This is a genomic window from Neobacillus sedimentimangrovi (genome assembly GCF_010614825.1).
GTDB lineage: Bacteria > Bacillota > Bacilli > Bacillales > Cytobacillaceae > Neobacillus > Neobacillus thermocopriae.
This window is the reverse complement of the sequence record NZ_JAAFZF010000036.1, coordinates 14,623-33,280: the sequence shown is the minus strand read 5'-3', so window position 1 is coordinate 33,280 and position 18,658 is coordinate 14,623. Positions and strand designations below refer to the sequence as shown.

The 18,658-nt window shown below is 35.4% G+C and carries 19 protein-coding genes, 1 rRNA gene, 1 pseudogene and 1 riboswitch; of the genes and pseudogenes, 9 read left to right on the top strand and 12 right to left on the bottom strand.

Going from position 1 to position 18,658, the window contains the following annotated elements; translation table 11 throughout:
- Window positions 1-217: ribosomal RNA gene (locus GZA11_RS11960) — 16S ribosomal RNA — on the bottom strand; the annotation flags it as partial.
- A 371-nt stretch (window positions 218-588) separates the two neighbouring features.
- On the opposite strand from GZA11_RS11960, the gene GZA11_RS16915 reads away from it, so the two are divergent.
- Window positions 589-717: a hypothetical protein gene (locus GZA11_RS16915; RefSeq protein ID WP_268926770.1), complete on the top strand. Its 129-nt coding sequence runs from the start codon at window positions 589-591 to the stop codon at window positions 715-717.
- 55 nt (window positions 718-772) lie between these two features.
- On the opposite strand, the gene GZA11_RS11955 is transcribed toward GZA11_RS16915, so the two are convergent.
- From GZA11_RS11955 to GZA11_RS11940, 4 genes are all read right to left on the bottom strand, one after another.
- Entirely contained in the window at window positions 773-1,525 is a 753-nt protein-coding gene (locus tag GZA11_RS11955) for an exodeoxyribonuclease III (protein ID WP_163183972.1), read from the bottom strand.
- 343 nt (window positions 1,526-1,868) lie between these two features.
- Window positions 1,869-2,309, bottom strand: a complete 441-nt coding sequence (locus GZA11_RS11950) for a peptidylprolyl isomerase (protein WP_038535473.1) — start codon at window positions 2,307-2,309, stop codon at window positions 1,869-1,871.
- Window positions 2,310-2,535: 226 nt separating this feature from the next.
- The gene (locus tag GZA11_RS16980; protein ID WP_328822045.1) at window positions 2,536-3,000 is read right to left on the bottom strand and encodes a CBO0543 family protein; all 465 of its coding nucleotides are present in this window, start codon (window positions 2,998-3,000) and stop codon (window positions 2,536-2,538) included.
- Complete coding sequence (locus GZA11_RS11940) at window positions 2,927-4,051, bottom strand: DUF2515 domain-containing protein (protein WP_163183976.1); 1,125 nt, start codon at window positions 4,049-4,051, stop codon at window positions 2,927-2,929. The genes GZA11_RS16980 and GZA11_RS11940 overlap by 74 nt, the downstream gene beginning before the upstream one ends.
- An 86-nt stretch (window positions 4,052-4,137) precedes the next feature.
- Here GZA11_RS11940 and shc point away from each other — a divergent pair, with 86 nt between their 5' ends.
- Window positions 4,138-6,003, top strand: coding sequence for a squalene--hopene cyclase (gene shc, locus GZA11_RS11935; RefSeq protein WP_163183970.1), 1,866 nt, complete (start codon window positions 4,138-4,140; stop codon window positions 6,001-6,003).
- A gap of 125 nt (window positions 6,004-6,128) precedes the next feature.
- Here shc and GZA11_RS11930 read toward each other — a convergent pair whose 3' ends face one another.
- The 3 genes from GZA11_RS11930 to GZA11_RS11920 all read right to left on the bottom strand — a co-directional run bounded on the left by GZA11_RS11930 (window position 6,129) and on the right by GZA11_RS11920 (window position 9,068).
- Window positions 6,129-7,580, bottom strand: a complete 1,452-nt coding sequence (locus tag GZA11_RS11930; RefSeq protein WP_235925001.1) for a sensor histidine kinase — start codon at window positions 7,578-7,580, stop codon at window positions 6,129-6,131.
- A complete protein-coding gene (locus GZA11_RS11925; RefSeq protein ID WP_038535482.1) occupies window positions 7,558-8,253 on the bottom strand; it encodes a response regulator transcription factor in 696 nt (231 codons plus the stop codon). Before GZA11_RS11925 ends, GZA11_RS11930 begins: the two co-directional genes overlap by 23 nt.
- Before the next feature lie 284 nt (window positions 8,254-8,537).
- Window positions 8,538-9,068 carry a helix-turn-helix domain-containing protein gene (locus GZA11_RS11920; RefSeq protein WP_038535484.1) on the bottom strand — a complete coding sequence of 177 codons (531 nt, stop codon included), beginning with the start codon at window positions 9,066-9,068 and terminating at the stop codon, window positions 8,538-8,540.
- A gap of 159 nt (window positions 9,069-9,227) precedes the next feature.
- Between GZA11_RS11920 and GZA11_RS11915 the strand changes: the two genes are divergently transcribed.
- Complete coding sequence (locus tag GZA11_RS11915) at window positions 9,228-10,106, top strand: VanW family protein (protein ID WP_038535485.1); 879 nt, start codon at window positions 9,228-9,230, stop codon at window positions 10,104-10,106.
- 26 nt (window positions 10,107-10,132) lie between these two features.
- Here the strand turns inward: GZA11_RS11915 and GZA11_RS11910 are convergent, their stop codons facing one another.
- A complete protein-coding gene (locus GZA11_RS11910) occupies window positions 10,133-10,444 on the bottom strand; it encodes a hypothetical protein (protein WP_038535488.1) in 312 nt (103 codons plus the stop codon).
- A gap of 215 nt (window positions 10,445-10,659) precedes the next feature.
- Here GZA11_RS11910 and GZA11_RS11905 point away from each other — a divergent pair, with 215 nt between their 5' ends.
- The gene (locus tag GZA11_RS11905) at window positions 10,660-11,370 is read left to right on the top strand and encodes a methyltransferase domain-containing protein (protein ID WP_051968170.1); all 711 of its coding nucleotides are present in this window, start codon (window positions 10,660-10,662) and stop codon (window positions 11,368-11,370) included.
- A 158-nt stretch (window positions 11,371-11,528) separates the two neighbouring features.
- Window positions 11,529-11,780, top strand: coding sequence for a sigma-G-dependent sporulation-specific acid-soluble spore protein CsgA (locus tag GZA11_RS11900; RefSeq protein WP_038541721.1), 252 nt, complete (start codon window positions 11,529-11,531; stop codon window positions 11,778-11,780).
- 237 nt (window positions 11,781-12,017) lie between these two features.
- On the opposite strand, the gene GZA11_RS11895 is transcribed toward GZA11_RS11900, so the two are convergent.
- Complete coding sequence (locus GZA11_RS11895; RefSeq protein ID WP_144242994.1) at window positions 12,018-12,887, bottom strand: YitT family protein; 870 nt, start codon at window positions 12,885-12,887, stop codon at window positions 12,018-12,020.
- A 389-nt stretch (window positions 12,888-13,276) separates the two neighbouring features.
- Between GZA11_RS11895 and GZA11_RS11890 the strand changes: the two genes are divergently transcribed.
- From GZA11_RS11890 to GZA11_RS11880, 3 genes are all read left to right on the top strand, one after another.
- Window positions 13,277-13,480 carry a DUF1657 domain-containing protein gene (locus tag GZA11_RS11890; RefSeq protein WP_038535491.1) on the top strand — a complete coding sequence of 68 codons (204 nt, stop codon included), beginning with the start codon at window positions 13,277-13,279 and terminating at the stop codon, window positions 13,478-13,480.
- A 66-nt stretch (window positions 13,481-13,546) separates the two neighbouring features.
- Complete coding sequence (locus GZA11_RS11885; RefSeq protein WP_038535493.1) at window positions 13,547-13,753, top strand: DUF1657 domain-containing protein; 207 nt, start codon at window positions 13,547-13,549, stop codon at window positions 13,751-13,753.
- A gap of 14 nt (window positions 13,754-13,767) precedes the next feature.
- Window positions 13,768-14,628 carry a DUF421 domain-containing protein gene (locus GZA11_RS11880; protein ID WP_163183968.1) on the top strand — a complete coding sequence of 287 codons (861 nt, stop codon included), beginning with the start codon at window positions 13,768-13,770 and terminating at the stop codon, window positions 14,626-14,628.
- A 39-nt stretch (window positions 14,629-14,667) separates the two neighbouring features.
- On the opposite strand, the gene GZA11_RS11875 is transcribed toward GZA11_RS11880, so the two are convergent.
- Complete coding sequence (locus GZA11_RS11875) at window positions 14,668-15,636, bottom strand: DMT family transporter (RefSeq protein WP_163183966.1); 969 nt, start codon at window positions 15,634-15,636, stop codon at window positions 14,668-14,670.
- Window positions 15,637-16,057: 421 nt separating this feature from the next.
- Window positions 16,058-16,248, top strand: a riboswitch (Lysine riboswitch).
- 98 nt (window positions 16,249-16,346) lie between these two features.
- On the opposite strand from GZA11_RS11875, the gene GZA11_RS11870 reads away from it, so the two are divergent.
- Window positions 16,347-17,834: an amino acid permease gene (locus GZA11_RS11870; protein ID WP_038535501.1), complete on the top strand. Its 1,488-nt coding sequence runs from the start codon at window positions 16,347-16,349 to the stop codon at window positions 17,832-17,834.
- Window positions 17,835-17,889: 55 nt separating this feature from the next.
- Here the strand turns inward: GZA11_RS11870 and GZA11_RS11865 are convergent.
- Window positions 17,890-18,354: pseudogene (locus GZA11_RS11865) on the bottom strand (group II intron maturase-specific domain-containing protein); the annotation flags it as partial.
- Between the last annotated feature and the right edge of the window lie 304 nt (window positions 18,355-18,658).

Here is an 18,658-nt window from a genome sequence, read left to right as displayed (position 1 = left end):
GAACCGACTTTCAGCACCCCCTCATGCGAGGGGATGAATTATCCGGTATTAGCTCCGGTTTCCCGAAGTTATCCCAGTCTTACAGGCAGGTTGCCCACGTGTTACTCACCCGTCCGCCGCTAACCAACAGAAGCAAGCTTCTATTGGTCCGCTCGACTTGCATGTATTAGGCACGCCGCCAGCGTTCGTCCTGAGCCAGGATCAAACTCTCCAAAAAAGTTGATTAGCTCATAAAATTAACGTTGGCTTCGTTTCGATAGAAACGAATGTTGTGATTTGTTGACGTTTTTGGTTGTTTAGTTTTCAAAGAACAATACATCGCAATCTATTAATCTGAAATTAAACAACATTTATTATTATAATATAATATTTCACCGATGTCAACTGACTTTTATCATAATTCAAAACAACCAATCAAAGGTTTTATTCGATTATCTATCAGCGACATAAATTATAATACAAACCATTTACATATTAGTCAACTACTATTTTTATTGTTTTTATTTTTTTACTTAAAGTTTAGTTTTTCTTCAATAGGTTAAAATAAATTTGAATTTACCTATCTCAATCAATATAGGAGTGAAACGAATGGTAGTAAAAAAAGAAATCGAAAAAGATATTAATCCTTTAAAGGATTCTGAGCTTACAGAGCAATCCGTTGAAAATGAAAAATCATCAGAATTTGATGAGATTGGTACCCCTTTAAATGAAATCTAAAGAAAATGATCCTTTGCAAGAAATATACCATACCATCTTGCAAAGGATAACGATGTTATTTTAATTCAAGAACAATCGGACAGTGGTCACTACCCATAATATGAGAATGGATTTCAGCATTTTTTAATCTTCCAATTAAGGCCTTTGAAACAATAAAGTAGTCAATTCGCCAGCCGATGTTTCGCTCTCGTACATTTTTCATATATGACCACCATGTATATGAGCCTTCTCGTTCAGGATAGAAATAACGATAACTATCAATAAAACCAGACGCAAGCAATGCAGTCATCTTCCCACGTTCTTCTTCCGTAAATCCAGAATTTCCGAGATTTGATTTTGGATTACGTAAATCTATTTCTTTATAAGCAACATTCAAGTCCCCACAAAGGATTACTGGCTTCCTTGCATCTAATTCTAGAAGATGATCAAGCATACGATCTTCCCATTCTAAACGATAGTCTAAACGAGCTAAATCCCTTTGAGAATTCGGAGAATATACATTCACTAGATAAAAATCATCATACTCCAATGTCAGAATTCTTCCTTCATGTTCGAAATTTTGTTCCCTTAGTCCATACCTTACTAAAAGTGGTTCTTTCTTTGTGAAAACTGCCGTTCCGGAATAACCCTTTTTAACTGCATAATTCCAATACTGCTGATAACCTGTAAGATCCAATTTGATCTGGCCCTCTTGTAGTTTTGTTTCCTGTACACAAAATATATCAGCATCTATGTCATAAAAATAATCTAAAAACCCTTTATTCACACAAGCCCTAAGGCCATTAACATTCCAAGAAACTAACTTCATATTAAAATACCCTTTCATTCTCTACTTTATTATTGCATTGTACCAGCTTAATAATCTCATATAAAGAAAACTGTTTGCCAGGGATCTACTTAATTATATATTCGTTGTCACCTTGTCTGTGGTAAATGGTCTTCTTCCAGCTTGGTCGTACACTCCTTAAACTATAGAAGACTTACTTTGATTCGATCTTACTAAAATATTTGGGATTCCCCATTACATTCTTGAAATAGTAAAAAGCGAAGGTAAAGTATCACTAAGGTAATTGGATTTAACTATTAATACAGTCGTCATGATCTTTTCGTAATAAAAAAAAAGAGAGCATAACTGCTCCCTTTCATTCATATTATTCTTGATCAAAAACTCTAACTTCTTTCATTGTGTCGCCATTTTTCATATTTCTCACTGTTTCGAGTCCAGAAGTAACTTGACCGAAAACCGTGTGAACTCCATCTAAATGTGGTTGTGATTCATGAACAATAAAAAATTGGCTGCCGCCTGTATCTTTTCCTGCATGCGCCATAGAAATGGCTCCTGGGATATGTTTATGAGGATTTCCTTCTGTCTCACATTTAATCGTGTAGCCTGGGCCGCCCATACCTGTTCCCGTTGGGTCTCCACCTTGTGACACAAACCCTGGAATTACACGGTGAAAAATTACCCCATCATAGAACCCTTCATTCGCTAATTTTTCAAAATTTGCCACTGTTCCAGGGGCTTCATTTGGAAATAGATCAAATTCAATTTTTTCTCCGTTTTCCATTAATATGTACCCTTTTTTCGCCATTTAAAACAACTCCTTATGTAAAATCAATTTTATCATACACTTTTTATATAAGAATTGAAAGTTTGGCACTTATTCCTGTCATATTTCTACTACAAATATGATAAAATAATCTATGGGTTCCCTTCCAACAATTTGCTTGTTGCGGGACACTTAACCACTGTACGGATGGAAGGGACCCTGGTGTCGTATTTGCAAGACATCACAAAAGCCGGGTAATTGTCCCGGCTTATTGTTTTTGACCTTCCTTTTCTTTTTCCAACCATAGAAAAATACCATAAATGAAAGATAGAAATAGCATATAGCCAAAAAATGAATAGATATGCTCCCATTTCTCTGAATGAGCAAACAATCCAAACATTTCCAATGAACGTTCCATGATGGGCATCAACAAGCTAATAAATAGCATCATTCCCGCTTTGCCCCTTGGATGAATCTGTGTAACATAATGCAAAAATACAATAACAAAAACGGGTAATATGACTAAAGTAAAGAAAAGGTTCACCGAAAAAATATTAAACCAAGGTCTTATTGGGAACCAGTAAACTCCTTTCCCGACAAAGTATAGATCCAAGTATGTCCCTATTAAGGACGCTAACACTGCACAAATTACATAATTTTTATTTAAGAAAGTTAATTGTCTTTTTTGCAAGGGTGGCGATTTCGAGTCGTTCAAGTGTCTTACAGTACTCATCCATAATCTCTCCATTAATAGTTTCAAGATCATTTACTAAATAGTCAACCACTCCACAACCTTTAAACCAATCTCCACTTTCAGCCGCAGGGTGGCAGACATTTTTCCAAGCATTTATTAATGTTGGACTGTAAAATCTTCTGGAACCCTTTCTAAGCTTACATGATTTTATGCGTAACGGATAAGTAAAACCAGGGACTCCCTCATTCACATCATTAAATATATGAGGCCAATAATCTTTTCTTGAGCCTGAGTGGGGATGTCTTTTAGCCCACTCTACAACCTGTTTAAGTATATCTTTATTATTAAAAAGGATGGAATATAACCTTTTTCCAAGTAAAATTCGTTTATGTAAAGATTCAAATTGATGAAGCGTCACCCCTTTTAGTTTTTTGTCACCATAGGGAAAAAGAATGTGATTAAAAGATAGTAAATCTTGTAGTAAAAACTCAAGCTTATGCAATACATCCTTTTGATAGATCGGATTTTGAATGACCCTTTTTTCCAGATAGCTTTGTTCATTGATAATAAGGGCTATACAATGAATAGTAGTGTCTTGATTCTGCCAAAAATGATTCCAAATCGTCTCCATAAAAGTTGATACGTTTAAATAGGATAATAGGTAAAATAATGGTTTTTCTTGTTTCAAACTCTCCTCGTAAAGCAATAATTGTGGATAAACATCTTGAAAAATAAGCCAATTCCCGCGTTCAAGAAATTGAAAAAATGATTTCCTATCTTTATTGGAAAGTAACTTTGTAAGAAACTCCCCTTTTAAATCGGTCATATTCCAACCGCCATTCCTTGAGACCATATGCCCTAGAAATGCCCAGTGAATTTCTGGATGACGCAAATAATACTCAAGATACGCCCTTGTTCTTGTAACATTGTTTAAATTATGATAGTCCGTTTCCTTTTTTATTTTTTTTAACAATATTTGATCCTGTAACGTTAGTTGATATGAATTAGAAGGTTTGATTTTAAGTTTCTTTTTTAGTTCCTCTCTAATCTCTTCAATCGGTGTTTTCTTACGTTTTCTTGCAAAAATAATGACAGTTCTCCTCCTTTGTGAATGGTACTTGCAAGAAGAGAATATGTATAGCTAAAGAAAAACTATTGGGAGAGGAGCAATATCAAATGCCAAATATAATAAATGGGTTAAACTGGATAGTTGATAAATTAAGAAAAGAACAATCTCCCGACGGCTCTTGGAATTACCCGTTTGAAACTGGGATCTCTACTGATGCTTATATGATCATTTTATTAAGGACATTGGAAATAAATGATGAGGAATTAATCAGAGGACTTTGCAAAAGAATTTTAAACAAACAAGAAAAGAATGGTGCTTGGAAACTCTTTTATGATGAAAAAGAAGGCAATCTTTCGACTACACTTGAGGCTTACTATTCATTGCTGTTTTCTGGGTATTATTCTAAAGAACATAAATCATTACAAGCTGCAAAAAGATTTATTCTAGCAAAAGGTGGGTTAAAAAAAGTCAGCACGTTTACAAAAATCATGCTGGCAATAACCGGAGAATACAAATGGCCATCATGTTCCCCTTTACCGTTAGAAGTCATTCTACTACCACAACTATTTCCCATAAATTTTTATTCGTTTTCAGTTTTTGGGAGAGCAAACTTAACACCCATCATGATCCTCGCCAAAAAAAAATTTTCCATAAGAACGAAATATACACCAAACCTTACCGAATTACGCCTTAAACGAGATGAAGAGGACCAATGGGATCACTCAAATGAATGGCGTTCGATCTTGTCATCTATTGAGGATGGTGTAAAGAGGTTAGTCGGCATTCCAAAAGAACTTCGAAACTTGGCTTTAAAACGTGCAGAGAAATATATGCTGGATCGGATTGAACCTGATGGTACCTTTTACAGCTATTTCAGTAGTACTTTTTTAATGATATTCGCACTACTTTCTTTAGGTTATAAAAAATCAGATCCAACCATCACTCGGGCTATTGAAGGATTAAAATCAATGAAATGCAAGATTGAAGGTTTCCCGCACATGCAATACACTACCGCCAATGTGTGGAATACCTCTTTGATCAGCTTCGCTCTTCAGTCAGCTGGCATGTCCCCAGAAGATCCGATGATAAAAAGAGCAAATGATTATCTCCTAAAACGGCAACATCATAAGTTCGGTGATTGGGTGATCCATAATCCAAATAGTTTACCTGGAGGTTGGGGGTTTTCCGATGTTAATACGATGAATCCTGATGTCGATGATACGACAGCCTCTCTTCGTTCTATTTCTAGGATTTCCCCACCAGAACTAGCTGCTTGGAAAAGTGGAATTAGTTGGACTATATCGATGCAAAATGATGATGGGGGCTGGCCAGCTTTTGAAAAAAATACCGACTCCAAATTATTGACATATCTCCCCCTTGAAAAAGGTGAATTTTTACTAATCGACCCATCATGTGCCGATCTAACTGGTAGAACGTTAGAATTTTTCGGGAATTATACCAATCTATCAAGAAAGCATCCAATTATCCAAAGGGGAATAAATTGGTTACTAAATAATCAACAAAAAAATGGTTCTTGGTATGGACGTTGGGGAATTTGCTATACTTACGGAACATGGGCAGCTATCACAGGATTAAAAGCAGTTGGTATTTCCTCTTCCCATCCAAGCATTCAAAAAGCTGTTAAGTGGCTATACAGTATACAAAACCATGATGGAGGTTTCGGAGAATCGTGTTACAGTGACATCAAAAATGAATATATTCCATTGAGATATAGTACCTTAACACACACCTCATGGGTACTTGATGCCCTTATCGCAGTTTCCGATAAACCAACACCTGCCATTCGTAAAGGAATGGTTTACCTATTGGATTCACTGGACAAAAATGACTGGACTACTACTTACCCGAAAGGACAAGGAATGGGAGGCGCCTTTTACATTCACTACCATAGTTATCGATATATTTTTCCGCTTCTCGCTTTATCACACTATCAAAAAAAATTTCAAGAATAACAGAAAACATCGACAGCATCTGAAAAGCTGTCAATGTTCCTTGTTCGTTCAGGCCTTCACAACTTCCACAACCCACCTCCAATGGACAGCAAGATGTTGCCATTATATTAAAAAAGCTGTCAGGCCTACCTGACAGCTTCACTCTCTTCTGATTGTTTTGGAAACGAAATGACAAATTTCGTTCCTTTCCCTTTTTCACTAAAAACATCAATTTTTCCATTGTGTAGGAGAACTAATTGTTTCACAATGGATAGTCCAAGGCCAAATTCCCCATATGGGTTGCTCGTTCGTGAAATATCTGCCTTATAAAAACGGCGCCAAATTTTTTCAATTTCATCTGAATCAAGACCTATACCAGTATCCTCAACCTCAATGATGACAAAACGTTCATTTTCTCTACCACGTAGCCAGATGAATCCATCGTTTGTAAATTGGATACTATTTTTCGTAATGTTGATTAATATTTGAACTAACCTGTCGTAATCTGCGTGGACATATATATCTGGCGGGGCATCCACTAAAATCTGATTATTCTTCTCTTCAGCTTGAAATCCTAGTTGGTCTTGAATAATCTCCAGCACTTCTAATAGCTGAATATCCTCTTTAAACATTTGTATTTGATTAGATCGAATTTTCTCGTAATCAAGATTTTCGTTAACTAACCTAATCAAACGTTTTGCTTCCTGACTCACTAATTGAAGGCCTCTTTCCTTATCTTCCTCCGAGATCATATCATTTTTCAACCCTTCAATGACACCACTGATGGTCGTTAATGGTGTGCGCATCTCATGGGAAACGTCGGCCATAAATTGCCTTCTTCGATTTTCAAGACTTTCAATTTCTTCCCTTGATTTGTTCAACTGATCTACCATATGGTTAAAATCATTCGCCAGTTCACCAATTTCATCAAATATGGAAGATTGAACCTTTACATCATAATTTCCTGCAGATACTTGAGAAGTCGCTTCCCGGAGTCTCTTGATCCGCTGAACATGAATTCGTGATAGAACCATACTTTGCAGGAAGGATACTCCGAAACCGATAAGAATTGTATACAAAAGAAACTTATTGATTTGTTTAATCATTTCGATAGAACCGCTGATGGGCGACGTTAATAGAACTCCTCCATAAAATCGCCCTTCATCAACATAAGGTACAACCACAAAGGTTACTCCATCTTGATCAAATGTTTTATAATCACTATATACTGCTAGGATTTCACCTTTTTTTATTTTCTCCCATTCGTCTTCAGATAAGCCTTTAAGAACAAGGCCATCTCGATTAACCAAGTATAATTTTCCAGTCTTGTCAAACATACTAAAGCTTATCTTTCTCGCTGACAAAACATTACTATATTGTTTTATTATTTGATCAGCATCTGAAGGAGTTTCATTTATATCAGACAAAAATGCTTTTCCGTAAGAAATCAGCTCATCTGTCTTATTCTTATACACCAAATCTTCCACATAATAAGCAAATATCATGCTTAATAATAAGAAGGCTACGATAATAATACTTATATGACTAAAAAACTGTTGGTAAAAATAACGAAACTTAATTTGCTTTAGTTGAGTCATCAAATTTATACCCTACTCCCCATACAGTATGGAAAAATGGCTGCTGAGATGTCTCGACTTTTTTTCTCAGTCTCTTGATATGAACATCTACTGTACGTTCATCACCATAAAACTGATAACCCCAGACCCTTTCTAGCAATTGTTCTCTGGAAAACACTTGCCTAGGATGCTCTACTAAATAATAAAGTAAATCGAATTCCTTAGGAGTTAAATTGGTAATCAATTCACCATCGACCATTACTTCCCTTGTATTTTTATTAACCTTAAAGTGCTCCGTCTGTAAAATACCATTCTGATCTTGTGGAACATGGTTTTGATAACGTCTTGTCACTGCTTTAATTCTAGCCATCAAGGTTAATGGGCTAAATGGTTTGGTTACATAATCATCGGCTCCCATTTCCAACCCTAGCACTTGATCGGACTCACTATCCTTGGCGGTTAACATAATAATTGGGATCGTATACTTTTCTTCCCTAATTTTGCGACAAATAGTGACCCCATCCATACCAGGAAGCATCCAGTCAACTATTAGGGCATCCCAATGTCCTGTTTTAAAACGCTCATATCCCTTTAGCCCATCATTCACAAATTCACCAATAATTCCTTCCTTTGCAAAGAACATCTCTATCATTGAACAAACGCTTTTATTATCTTCTATCACCAGTATTTTCAAATTCACTCACTCCCAAGAGTAAAACTTCTCTTTTATTCGTTCTTCGTCATATTAAAACTTTCATACTTAACTATACTTTATCCTCTAGCTCAATACTTACATAAATTTCTTGTCTGTTCCAAGATTTTTGATCTGAACGTGTAATAATAGGTTATCGGTATTCTTAAAAAACAATAAAGATAATTCCTATACTAAAATACAAATACGACGAAACCTAATAGGCAAACAATATTACCCAATACTTTGTAAAGTTCAGCCTCATGTTGCTTGTCTACAAAATGGATCTAGTGTTCGCTCGGAATAAAAATAGTCGCAAATGTTCTTCTTTTTCTTCCTTTTTTTGGCTTTTTTGCTGCAGCCTTTTGAAATATACTTCTTAAATCATAAACAAATTCTCGAAATTCTTCGTCAGATAAATAAAGCGAATTTTGACGATAACCCACACCGTCGGCTGCCAAATCTATATTTCCTTTGTTTAAATATCTTTCATATTCCCCCATTAAATTCGCCAAAAATTGAATAAATAAGCCCATATGTTCCTCTTTTGACAACTTATTCATCTCTTCTGGACTAATTTCCAACCCTGGCTTATGGATCGAATAAACCTTTTCCACAGTTCCTCTAACAGGTATTTCATTTACAACATGTATAACTTCTGAATCCGCCAACTTTTTTATGTTTCTATATAATGATGCTTGAGGGATGTCAGGTAATATTTCCTTTAATTGCTGAGCAGTTAGCTCCTGATGGATTAAATGTTGGATAATTCTCATCCTTACCGGATGCAGGATTACGTCGACTTTTGATTCTTTCATGAATGCTTTGCCCCCAAACTATTATCATTATTAATAACGATAATATAATGGATTAAAGATGTAAAGTAACATTGGAATTTATTACATTACTTCTATTAGCAAAATTAGTACATCAATTTATTTTATATTAGCAAAATTAAAATGAAGGGGGTACTCGAAATGCTACTATCGTATATGTTCAGCTTTTTACTCGCAACTCAAATAATCACATCACCAAACGAAATAACCATTACAAAGAATGGTAAACCAATTACAAAACTAGACAGTATGGACTTTTTTCATCCTTATTTCGACTTACCGATAATGGACTCTAAAAAGGTTGACCAAATATTAGATCAACTTGATAAAAAATATTCGATTCCACCTAAAAATGCTCAGCTTGATCCATATGGAAATATAATTCCAGAAAAAGCTGGAATGGAAATCGATCGACAAGCATTATTAAAACAGGTTTATTCACACTATATTCACCAAAAACCATCGAACATAGAATTACCAATGAGAACGGTTTATCCGAATGTGGATAGTGAATTACTAAATGATCTTCGCTCACTTCGGATTGGACTGTATGTAACTTCCTTTAATCCGCGAAATAAAAACCGTTCCACCAATATTAAATTAGCTACCGAATCTATAAATAATTATGTCGTTTTTCCTGGCGAAACTTTTTCATTTAACAAAGTAGTAGGCAAAAGAACGAAAGAACGAGGATATCTACGAGCAAAGGTCATTGTCAGAGGGGAATATGCAGAAGATATTGGAGGAGGAATTTGCCAAGTTTCCTCTACTCTTTTCAATGCTGTCGATAATGCAGGATTACAAATAGTGCAGCGTTTTTCTCATAGTAGAGAGGTACCATATATACCACGTGGTCGAGATGCTACGGTCAGCTGGTACGGCCCAGATTTTCAATTTAAAAATGAATACAATCAACCTGTTTTAATTCGTGCAAAAACAGTAAATGGTTTGCTTATTATCGCGATTTATTCTTCGGAAAATATCCAAAATACCCCTAGAAAAATTCCCTATTCTACATAATAAAAAGTCCGCAATATGCGGACTTTTTATTGTTTCTTATTCATTGCATTTTTTATCAATTCTTCAGAAAACTCTGTTAAAGCAGCATTGTCCATTCGATTTATATTAAGGTTTGGAGGGACCATATTTTTGACGGCATTGGTCAACCCTTCGCGATTGAGCTTAGGTGCAAAATGTTTAAGTGCATTGGTGGATGGAAGCATAGTTTTTTTACCTTTCCCTCTTGTTAGTCCATAAACTAAAGCACTTAAACCAATGCTCAATACTGATGCCCATATTGAGCCCCTATTTTTTCTTTTTGGCCTAAACAAGCGGTGAAACGGCATTCTCCTTCTCATTTTAGCACCCCTTTATACTTTATATGGAAGTTTAATTACCCTTCCATTTGATTAATTTGCGCTAAAATGATTTGTTTATGTTTTTGGTGGAGTGTCTTGATATTGTTAACTGTTGGGAATAAGCAAATAATTTGTACTTTTTCCTTCTTTCGCCTTTAGAGAACCTCTTTTCGTACCTTATCATAAGATACCTAAAAGGAATTAGGGTGATGTCTATGGGAGGCTTAACATATATTGATTTTTTAGCTAAATTCGGAATTGGCGGGGCACATCCAGGTGGATTTGGTCTGACTAAATACATTTTATCGAAAGAAAATATAACAAATAATTCCTGGATTCTAGATGCTGGCTGCGGTACTGGACAAACGGCAGCATATCTTTATGAACAGTATAAAGCAAAAGTTTTTGGATTGGATATAAATCCAATTATGCTTGAAAAAGCAGCTACACGATTTCAAAGCTTGAACCTTCCTATTCAATTAATTCAGGGATCAGTGGAACAAATACCTTTTGAAGATCATACTTTCGACTATGTTTTATCGGAATCTGTATTAGCCTTTGTCAATAAACCAAAAGCATTAAAAGAATTTTACAGAGTATTAAAAAAAGGCGGTCGACTTATTGCAAATGAAATGACATTAAATTCAGTTCTAAATAAATATGAGGAACTAGAAATTAAAAATTTTTATAATGTGGACAGTTTATACCTTGAAGAAGATTGGATCAACCTACTACAAGATACTGGATTTCAATCAATCAATGTCAGCAACCAACAAGTTGATTTTCTTTATGGGAACAACAAACAGGAATTTAACTTTTCCCAAAATTTTGAACCAGAACTTTTTGAAGTATTGAATAAACATGGCCATATGCTTATTAAGTATCATAATATTTTAAGTCATCGTATTTTTACTTGTACGAAATAAAATGGATTAATTGTATTTTGTCGAGAAGACTAAGTTCCTTTTGCATTATTAACTCGCAATATTACCATATCCTTTTGTACTCCTTATTTATTCTCTGGCTTTTGAACGAATATTACACGAATCCGGATATAAAATATGGAGTGAAAGGAATGATATTTATGGATAAAACATTAGGATATCTTAGGGAAATATTATCAAATTATACGGATATGCATACGGAAGGTAAACACTTATACAAAAAATTGATTGAGGGAAATTATGATTCAGAAGAAACCTTTGTAAGAAATTTAAACAGAAAAGAGGTAGATTTTTTAAACAAAATCCTACCAGAAGAAATTAATTATGCGCTTGCAGAACAAGATAAACTAAGGGCTTATCAGTTAAATGAAGTATATGAACTACTTATTTAAGAAAAATGATGACAGCAAAACTGTCATCATTTTTGCAAATATTTTAATATTCGCGTAATTATTTCCTCGGCAAGCGCATAATGCGACATAATCTGATTTAATGAACCAATTCAACTCTTTGTCTTACGACATAAACCACGAAAATCCTACACTAATTTTTGTGGATAATAAAAAATGAGATTGTCTTCAATATCAAATTTTATTTTTATTTCCAGCCAATATGAAACTGAACTGTTTTTAATGGATATCCCGCTTTTTAAATCTGCCTCCGCGAACCTCTGCAATATCAGCCACAGCTAGAAAAGCATTTATATCATATTCCGTGACGATTTCTTTCAATTTTGCTTCCTCAAGGCGATTGATCACACAAAAGATCACTTTTTTATCATCCCCTGAAAATGCACCTTCCCCATTTAAATATGTGACACCTCGGCCAAGTCGATGCATGATGGCGTCACCAATTAGCTTTGCATTATCACTGATGATCCAAACTGACTTTGATTCATCCAAACCAGTAATAGTAATATCAATCGTCTTGTAGGCGACAAAATATGCGAGTAGTGAATACATAGCTCGATCCCAAGAAAATACAAATCCTGCACTACCTAGGATGAACAAATTAAAAAACATAATAAATTCCCCAACTGAAAATGGCGTTTTCTTATTAAATAATATCGCCAAGATTTCAGTTCCGTCCAATGATCCTCCGTAACGTATTACCAAACCAACACCAAATCCAAGGATAACGCCCCCGAATATAGTGGCAAGAAGAATATCTTGGGTAAAAGCTGGTACAGGATGAAGTAAAGAAGTGGCGATGGAAAGAATGATAATACCATAAAGTGTGGAAATGGCAAATGTTTTTCCAATCTGTTTATATCCAATAAAGAAAAAAGGAAGATTAAATAGTAACAGGAAAATCCCTAGTTTCCAGCCGGTAAGATAAGATAACATGATGGAAATACCAGTAATTCCACCATCAATAACATGATTAGGGACAAGAAAAACTTCAAGACCTACCCCCATTAAGATCGCACCTAGCGTAATACACACTACACGCTGCAGTACTTTCTTCTTGGTTAATTTGCGATGTTGAATTTTCTCCATAGCAGCTTCAATCAATTCATTTTCTTTTTTTACTTCCATTTCTTGAATTCCTGCCATTATCTGGCCCCTTTCCTTTTAGATTTAAGAGTGAATTGGTTACGTTTACATTGCTTTCCATTAGGCATGACTAATCCGTTCTACCTAATCAAGCTAAAATGAGTTTCCCAACTAATTATAAGTCTTATTTATAGCAAATATAAACCATTTTGCTTAGTTTGAAAAAAACAATGATTCCCACCAATAAGACTGCTTCGAAATATCTGGTTATAAGTATATTTGAAATTTAATGATATAAATACCACAAAACAATTATTACCAAACATATATCGGTAATAATATCAAATACTTATCTATGTAAGACACACAAATGAAAGAAAGAAGGGAACCGAATGACTGTAGGGACTCAAGTTAAACAAACACTCGCTGGATTAAAATCTGCACAGGCTAGCTTTGAAACCTTTGCATTACAAACAGAAAATAAAAATGCGAAACAACTTTATCAAAATGCTGCCCAACAAACTCAAGCCATCATTGACAGCATTGAACCACGTCTTCAGGAGATTATTACTGAGGAGCCTCAATATAACCAATAAATAAATATGGTTGGCACCTTCTGCCAACCCTTTCTTTTCTAATTCATTTTGGCAGGAGGGAATAATGTGACAGTTGCTTCAAATGTTAAACAATGTCTCGCTTCATTGAAAGGAATTGAAGCACAATTATCCATTTTAGCATTAAATGCTATGGATGAAGAAGCAAAAACAGCCTTTCATGAATCCATGTTAGTCATTGGAGATATAAAAAAAGATCTTGAATATCGTGTACTTGAACTCGAACGTCTGGAACCACAATATAAAGGTTCATAACATGAGGTGTTATTATGAATGAATGGTCAGACTTATTATTTCGGACATTCTTATTTATTTTATGCTTATTTCTTGTCACAAAATTACTAGGAAAAAAACAAATTTCTCAATTAACATTCTTTGAGTATATTTCAGGGATCACGATCGGAAGCATTGCCGGTGAAGCCATAACAGGCTTAGAAAAAAACCTTTTACAGGGATTAACGGCTATTGTCATATTTGGTGTGGTTACCTATTTAGCTGACTATTTATCACTAAAAAGCAAAAAGTTTCGTAATTGGGTTGAAGGAAAAGGTACGGTTGTTATTAAGGACGGGAAAATACTTGAAGATAATTTAAAAAAGGAAAGATATACAGTTGATGAATTATCTTCCCTACTTAGACAGCAAAATATCTTTAATGTGGCAGATGTTGAATTTGCCTTGATAGAACCTGAAGGAAGAATTAGCGCTCTTTTGAAAAAAGAACATCGCCCTTTAACACCTAAGGATCTTCAAATGAAAATGCCAAATGAAAAGGAACCGCAAACGGTCATTATTGATGGAAAAATCCTTGACGGTGAACTAACAGAAGCAGGTAAAGGGCGAGGTTGGCTTTATAGTGAATTAGAAAAACTAGGGGTTACACTAGATAATGTATTTATGGGCCAGGTGAACTCTTACGGTGAACTTACAGTTGATTTATATGATGATAAAATTCAAGTGCCTTCCCCTGCTCAGCGGCCATTATTGCTGGCGTCATTGAAAAAAGCCCAAGCTGATTTAGAAATTTTCTCACTTTCAACTGACTGTGAAAAGTCGAAAGCCATGTATAAAAAGAATGCAGACCTATTGCAAGAAACGATAAATAAACTAAGTCCATATTTAAATGGTTAATTTCAAAAAATTCTTATTTACAAATAATAGGAAATATATTTAGGCACTAACTTTTCTGCCCTCTGGCAGATCTTTTTTATGTGTTACATAACTATGAAGAACCATACCTCCCATTACCAAGATAATTCCCACCCATGATAAAGGTGTTGGTAATGCCGTATGTAACAGCAAAAGTTCACCGATGAGGGAAAATAACACTTCCATCGATTGTGTAGCCTCTACTGCAGCAAGTTTTTGCATATTTCCTCTCACAAGGTCAGTGGCTTGGAAAAATAATACGGTTGCAATTACACCAGAACATATTGCAACTAAACCAGACTGGACTGATTGCCCTATGCTTGGTGGTCCCACCGTTAACAAGCCATATAGGGATAAAATGATCCATACCGGCATACTAGCTAAAGTCATTCCTAATACACGCTGAAAGACATCCAAACGTCCTTCGCACACGTCCATCATTTTTCGATTACCTAATGGGTAAGCAAATGAAGCTATTACAACAGGAAGAATTCCAAGAGTTAATGCAAGCATTGTAAGACTACTAGCGTGTTCAAGCTGCATCAAAATAATTCCTACCAAAATAATGAAAGACATAGTTAATCCTTTAAATGGAATTTTCCCTTTAACTTGTACTTTTCCTTTTTCCGTTTCAATGGTTTCATAAAATAATGGAGCTAATAGTGATCCTGAGATAATGGTTATTTGCCAAGTTGCGGCAATCAGCCATCCAGGTGCATAGGCAGCGGAAAAACAGATAGGTGCATAAAACAAACCGAAACCTACTGTACTCCACAGAACCCATGTGCCGGGTTTTCGTTTCATTTCTAACAAAAGTGGCTTCAAATTTTTCCTTCCTAATACGATTAGGAAAAGAAATGGTACCATAAAAAAATACCGTAAAGATGCGCTCCAAATCCAACTTCCTCCTGCGAGATCCATTGAACGATTTAAAATAAAAGTAAACGCAAAAAAGAAGGCAGAAAAGATGCCTAAAATAATTGGCCGCATGTTTCCACTTCCTTTACCTCTTATAGCGAAAAGTATAACAGAATTCTGAATTATTTAATAATAAGTTGTTAAAAAAATTACCAATCGATAAAATAGCATTATATATGTTATTTTAATAATAAACAGAAAATAATAATTATACGAATGACTTCATTACTTTTTTCATCTTAATAACAGTTATTTTTTAGTAATAGGATTTTATGAAATGTACCGTCACCTTAAATTAAGGAAAGTATTAGGATACGAATAATCAAAATCATGTCAATAAATAATTGTAGCTTTTTAATTGATTTACATTTGAAATGATACTCCCCCATATAGACTCGATATAAGGAGTTTGTAAATTTCCTATTGACTATATTATAAAAATAAATATAATTTAATAGTATATTAATTTCATAATAAAAATCCTCATCAAAACCGATGAGGTAGAGGTCGCGGTTTTTATTAGTAAAATGGACGAGATGCAGAGACATCAATGACCCCATTTGAAAGGAAAAGCCGCCGAAGTGTGCAATTTATCTCTGTAAATGCATGCTGGGGCTGTCTCCGAATAGGGACAGAACTGTCACGCTTGGCCTTACCATCCATGCGTGAAGAGCTATCTTTCGGAAGGTATGATGCGGGGTATTCACAATGCCATCGAGTCGTCCTCGGTGGCATTTTTTATTCCAAACTCCTTCCAAATACATCAAAAAGGAGTCATAGTTATGCAGACAGCACAAGGTAGAAACGAAATCAAATCGGGAAATGAACATACTGAATTAAAACGTAAATTAAAATCCCGTCACTTAACGATGATCTCACTTGGTGGAACGATCGGTACCGGCCTATTTTTAGCCACTGGTGGTGCGATTCATACAGCTGGTCCAGGAGGGGCTCTTGTTGCTTATTTAGTTATCGGCATGATGGTATACTTTTTAATGACCAGTCTTGCTGAAATGGGAGCATATATGCCAGTTGCCGGAAGCTTTAGTACGTATGCTACGAAGTTTGTTGACCCGGCCCTTGGTTTCGCCCTCGGCTGGAATTACTGGTACAATTGGGCTATTACAATTGCTGCTGAGCTTGCAGCCGTAACCATGATTATGAAGTTTTGGTTTCCTGATAGCCCCTCATTCATTTGGAGCGCCATCTTTTTAACTGCCATTTTTCTTATTAACTATCTATCTGTAAAAGGATTTGGAGAAGCAGAATATTGGTTCTCCTTAATTAAAGTCGTCACTGTTATCGTTTTTATCATTTCTGGTACATTAATGATATTTGGTATTATGGGTGACCACACTGTCGGATTTAAAAACTTTACCATCGGGGATGCACCATTTAATGGCGGATTTATGGCTATGTTTGGGATCTTTTTAGCAGCTGGATTTTCTTTCCAAGGAACAGAACTTCTAGGTGTGGCAGCAGGTGAAACCGAAAACCCGGGAAAATCGATCCCTAAAGCTGTTCGTTCCGTCTTTTGGCGAATTCTATTATTTTATGTTTTAGCCATTTTAGTCATTGGTTTACTTATCCCATATACCGATGAAAATTTAGCTAATGTAGATGTTACCGTTAGCCCATTCACACTTGTATTTAAAAATGCGGGAATTGCCTTTGCTGCTTCCGTTATGAATGCGATCATTTTAACTGCCTTATTATCAGCTGGTAATTCAGGTATGTATGCTTCTGCCCGTATGCTTTGGCAATTGGCCCGTGAAGGAAAGGCTCCTAAATTCCTTGGAAAACTGAACAAACGTGGTGTACCAGTTAATGCATTAATTGCAACAACTCTTGTTGGAACATTGGCTTTTCTTGCTTCTTTCTTTGGAGATGGAACAGTTTATGTTTGGCTGTTAAATGCTTCTGGTATGTCAGGCTTCATCGCCTGGCTTGGAATTGCCATTTGCCATTATCGTTTCCGCCGGGCATATGTAGCTCAAGGTAAGGATTTAAATTTATTACCTTATAAATCGAGATTCTTTCCATTCGGACCGCTTTTTGCCCTTGCAATTTGTGGGATTGTGGTCTTAGGACAAAATTACACTGCCTTTTTAGGAGAACGAATCGATTGGCATGGTGTACTTGTTTCTTACATCGGTTTACCATTATTCCTTCTTTTATGGTTTGGATATAAAATTACTAAAAAAACAAAGATTATTCCTTTAGAACAATGCGATTTAAATAATGAAAATCAATGGAGTAGGAGGGGGTGACTAACCCCCGACCTCTCACACCACCGTACGTACCGTTCGGTATACGGCGGTTCTATTAAGATTGACGAAGAAATTCATAACGATCATATAGACTTTTCAACCCTCGTTGGCTCCAGTAGGTGTTCTCGAGGGTTTTGTGTAGAATTGGGCTGCAGGCAATTCTACAATATTTCTTTCTAGAGTTGCCCCATTCATGTGCTTTGTAGTCAGGCACACCTAAACCGATTAGTTTCCTCACTCTCGTTCTAGGATTTTTCCACTGTTTCCACTTACACATTCTCAGCCTTCTTCTTATCCATTTATCTAATTCTTTGAATTTGCTTGGAGTATCGGCTAAAGCGAAGTATCCGCACCATCCTATTAGATATCGGTTTAACCTTTCAATCCTTACTTCCATTGGAAGAGGTTTTGACCGTGAGGTAATCTCTCGAATCTTCAACTTAAAGCGCTTCATACTTTGTTGATCAATTCGTACCTTCAGTTCTTTATTAATGGTAAAGCTGAAACCAAGAAATCTCCGTTATTTTTCACAAGATCTATCTCAGATCGAATCGAATTCATTATTTTAGCGTGCTTCATCTGTTTAATTGCTAAAGGTGATATCAAAATTTTTATTATGAATGTTAATACTACGATGGACCAGACATAATTTCCACCTATCATATCGGAGCCAATTAAAATTAAAGTAGACATAGGTTTTACCAAGTATGCATTCCAAAAGTCTATCATTTTCAATATCCCTCTCCTACTTTTTCCAACAAAATCATAGCATTTTTTAATCTGTATATGTTTCTTTTTTCCTAATATATACAAATACTGTTGTG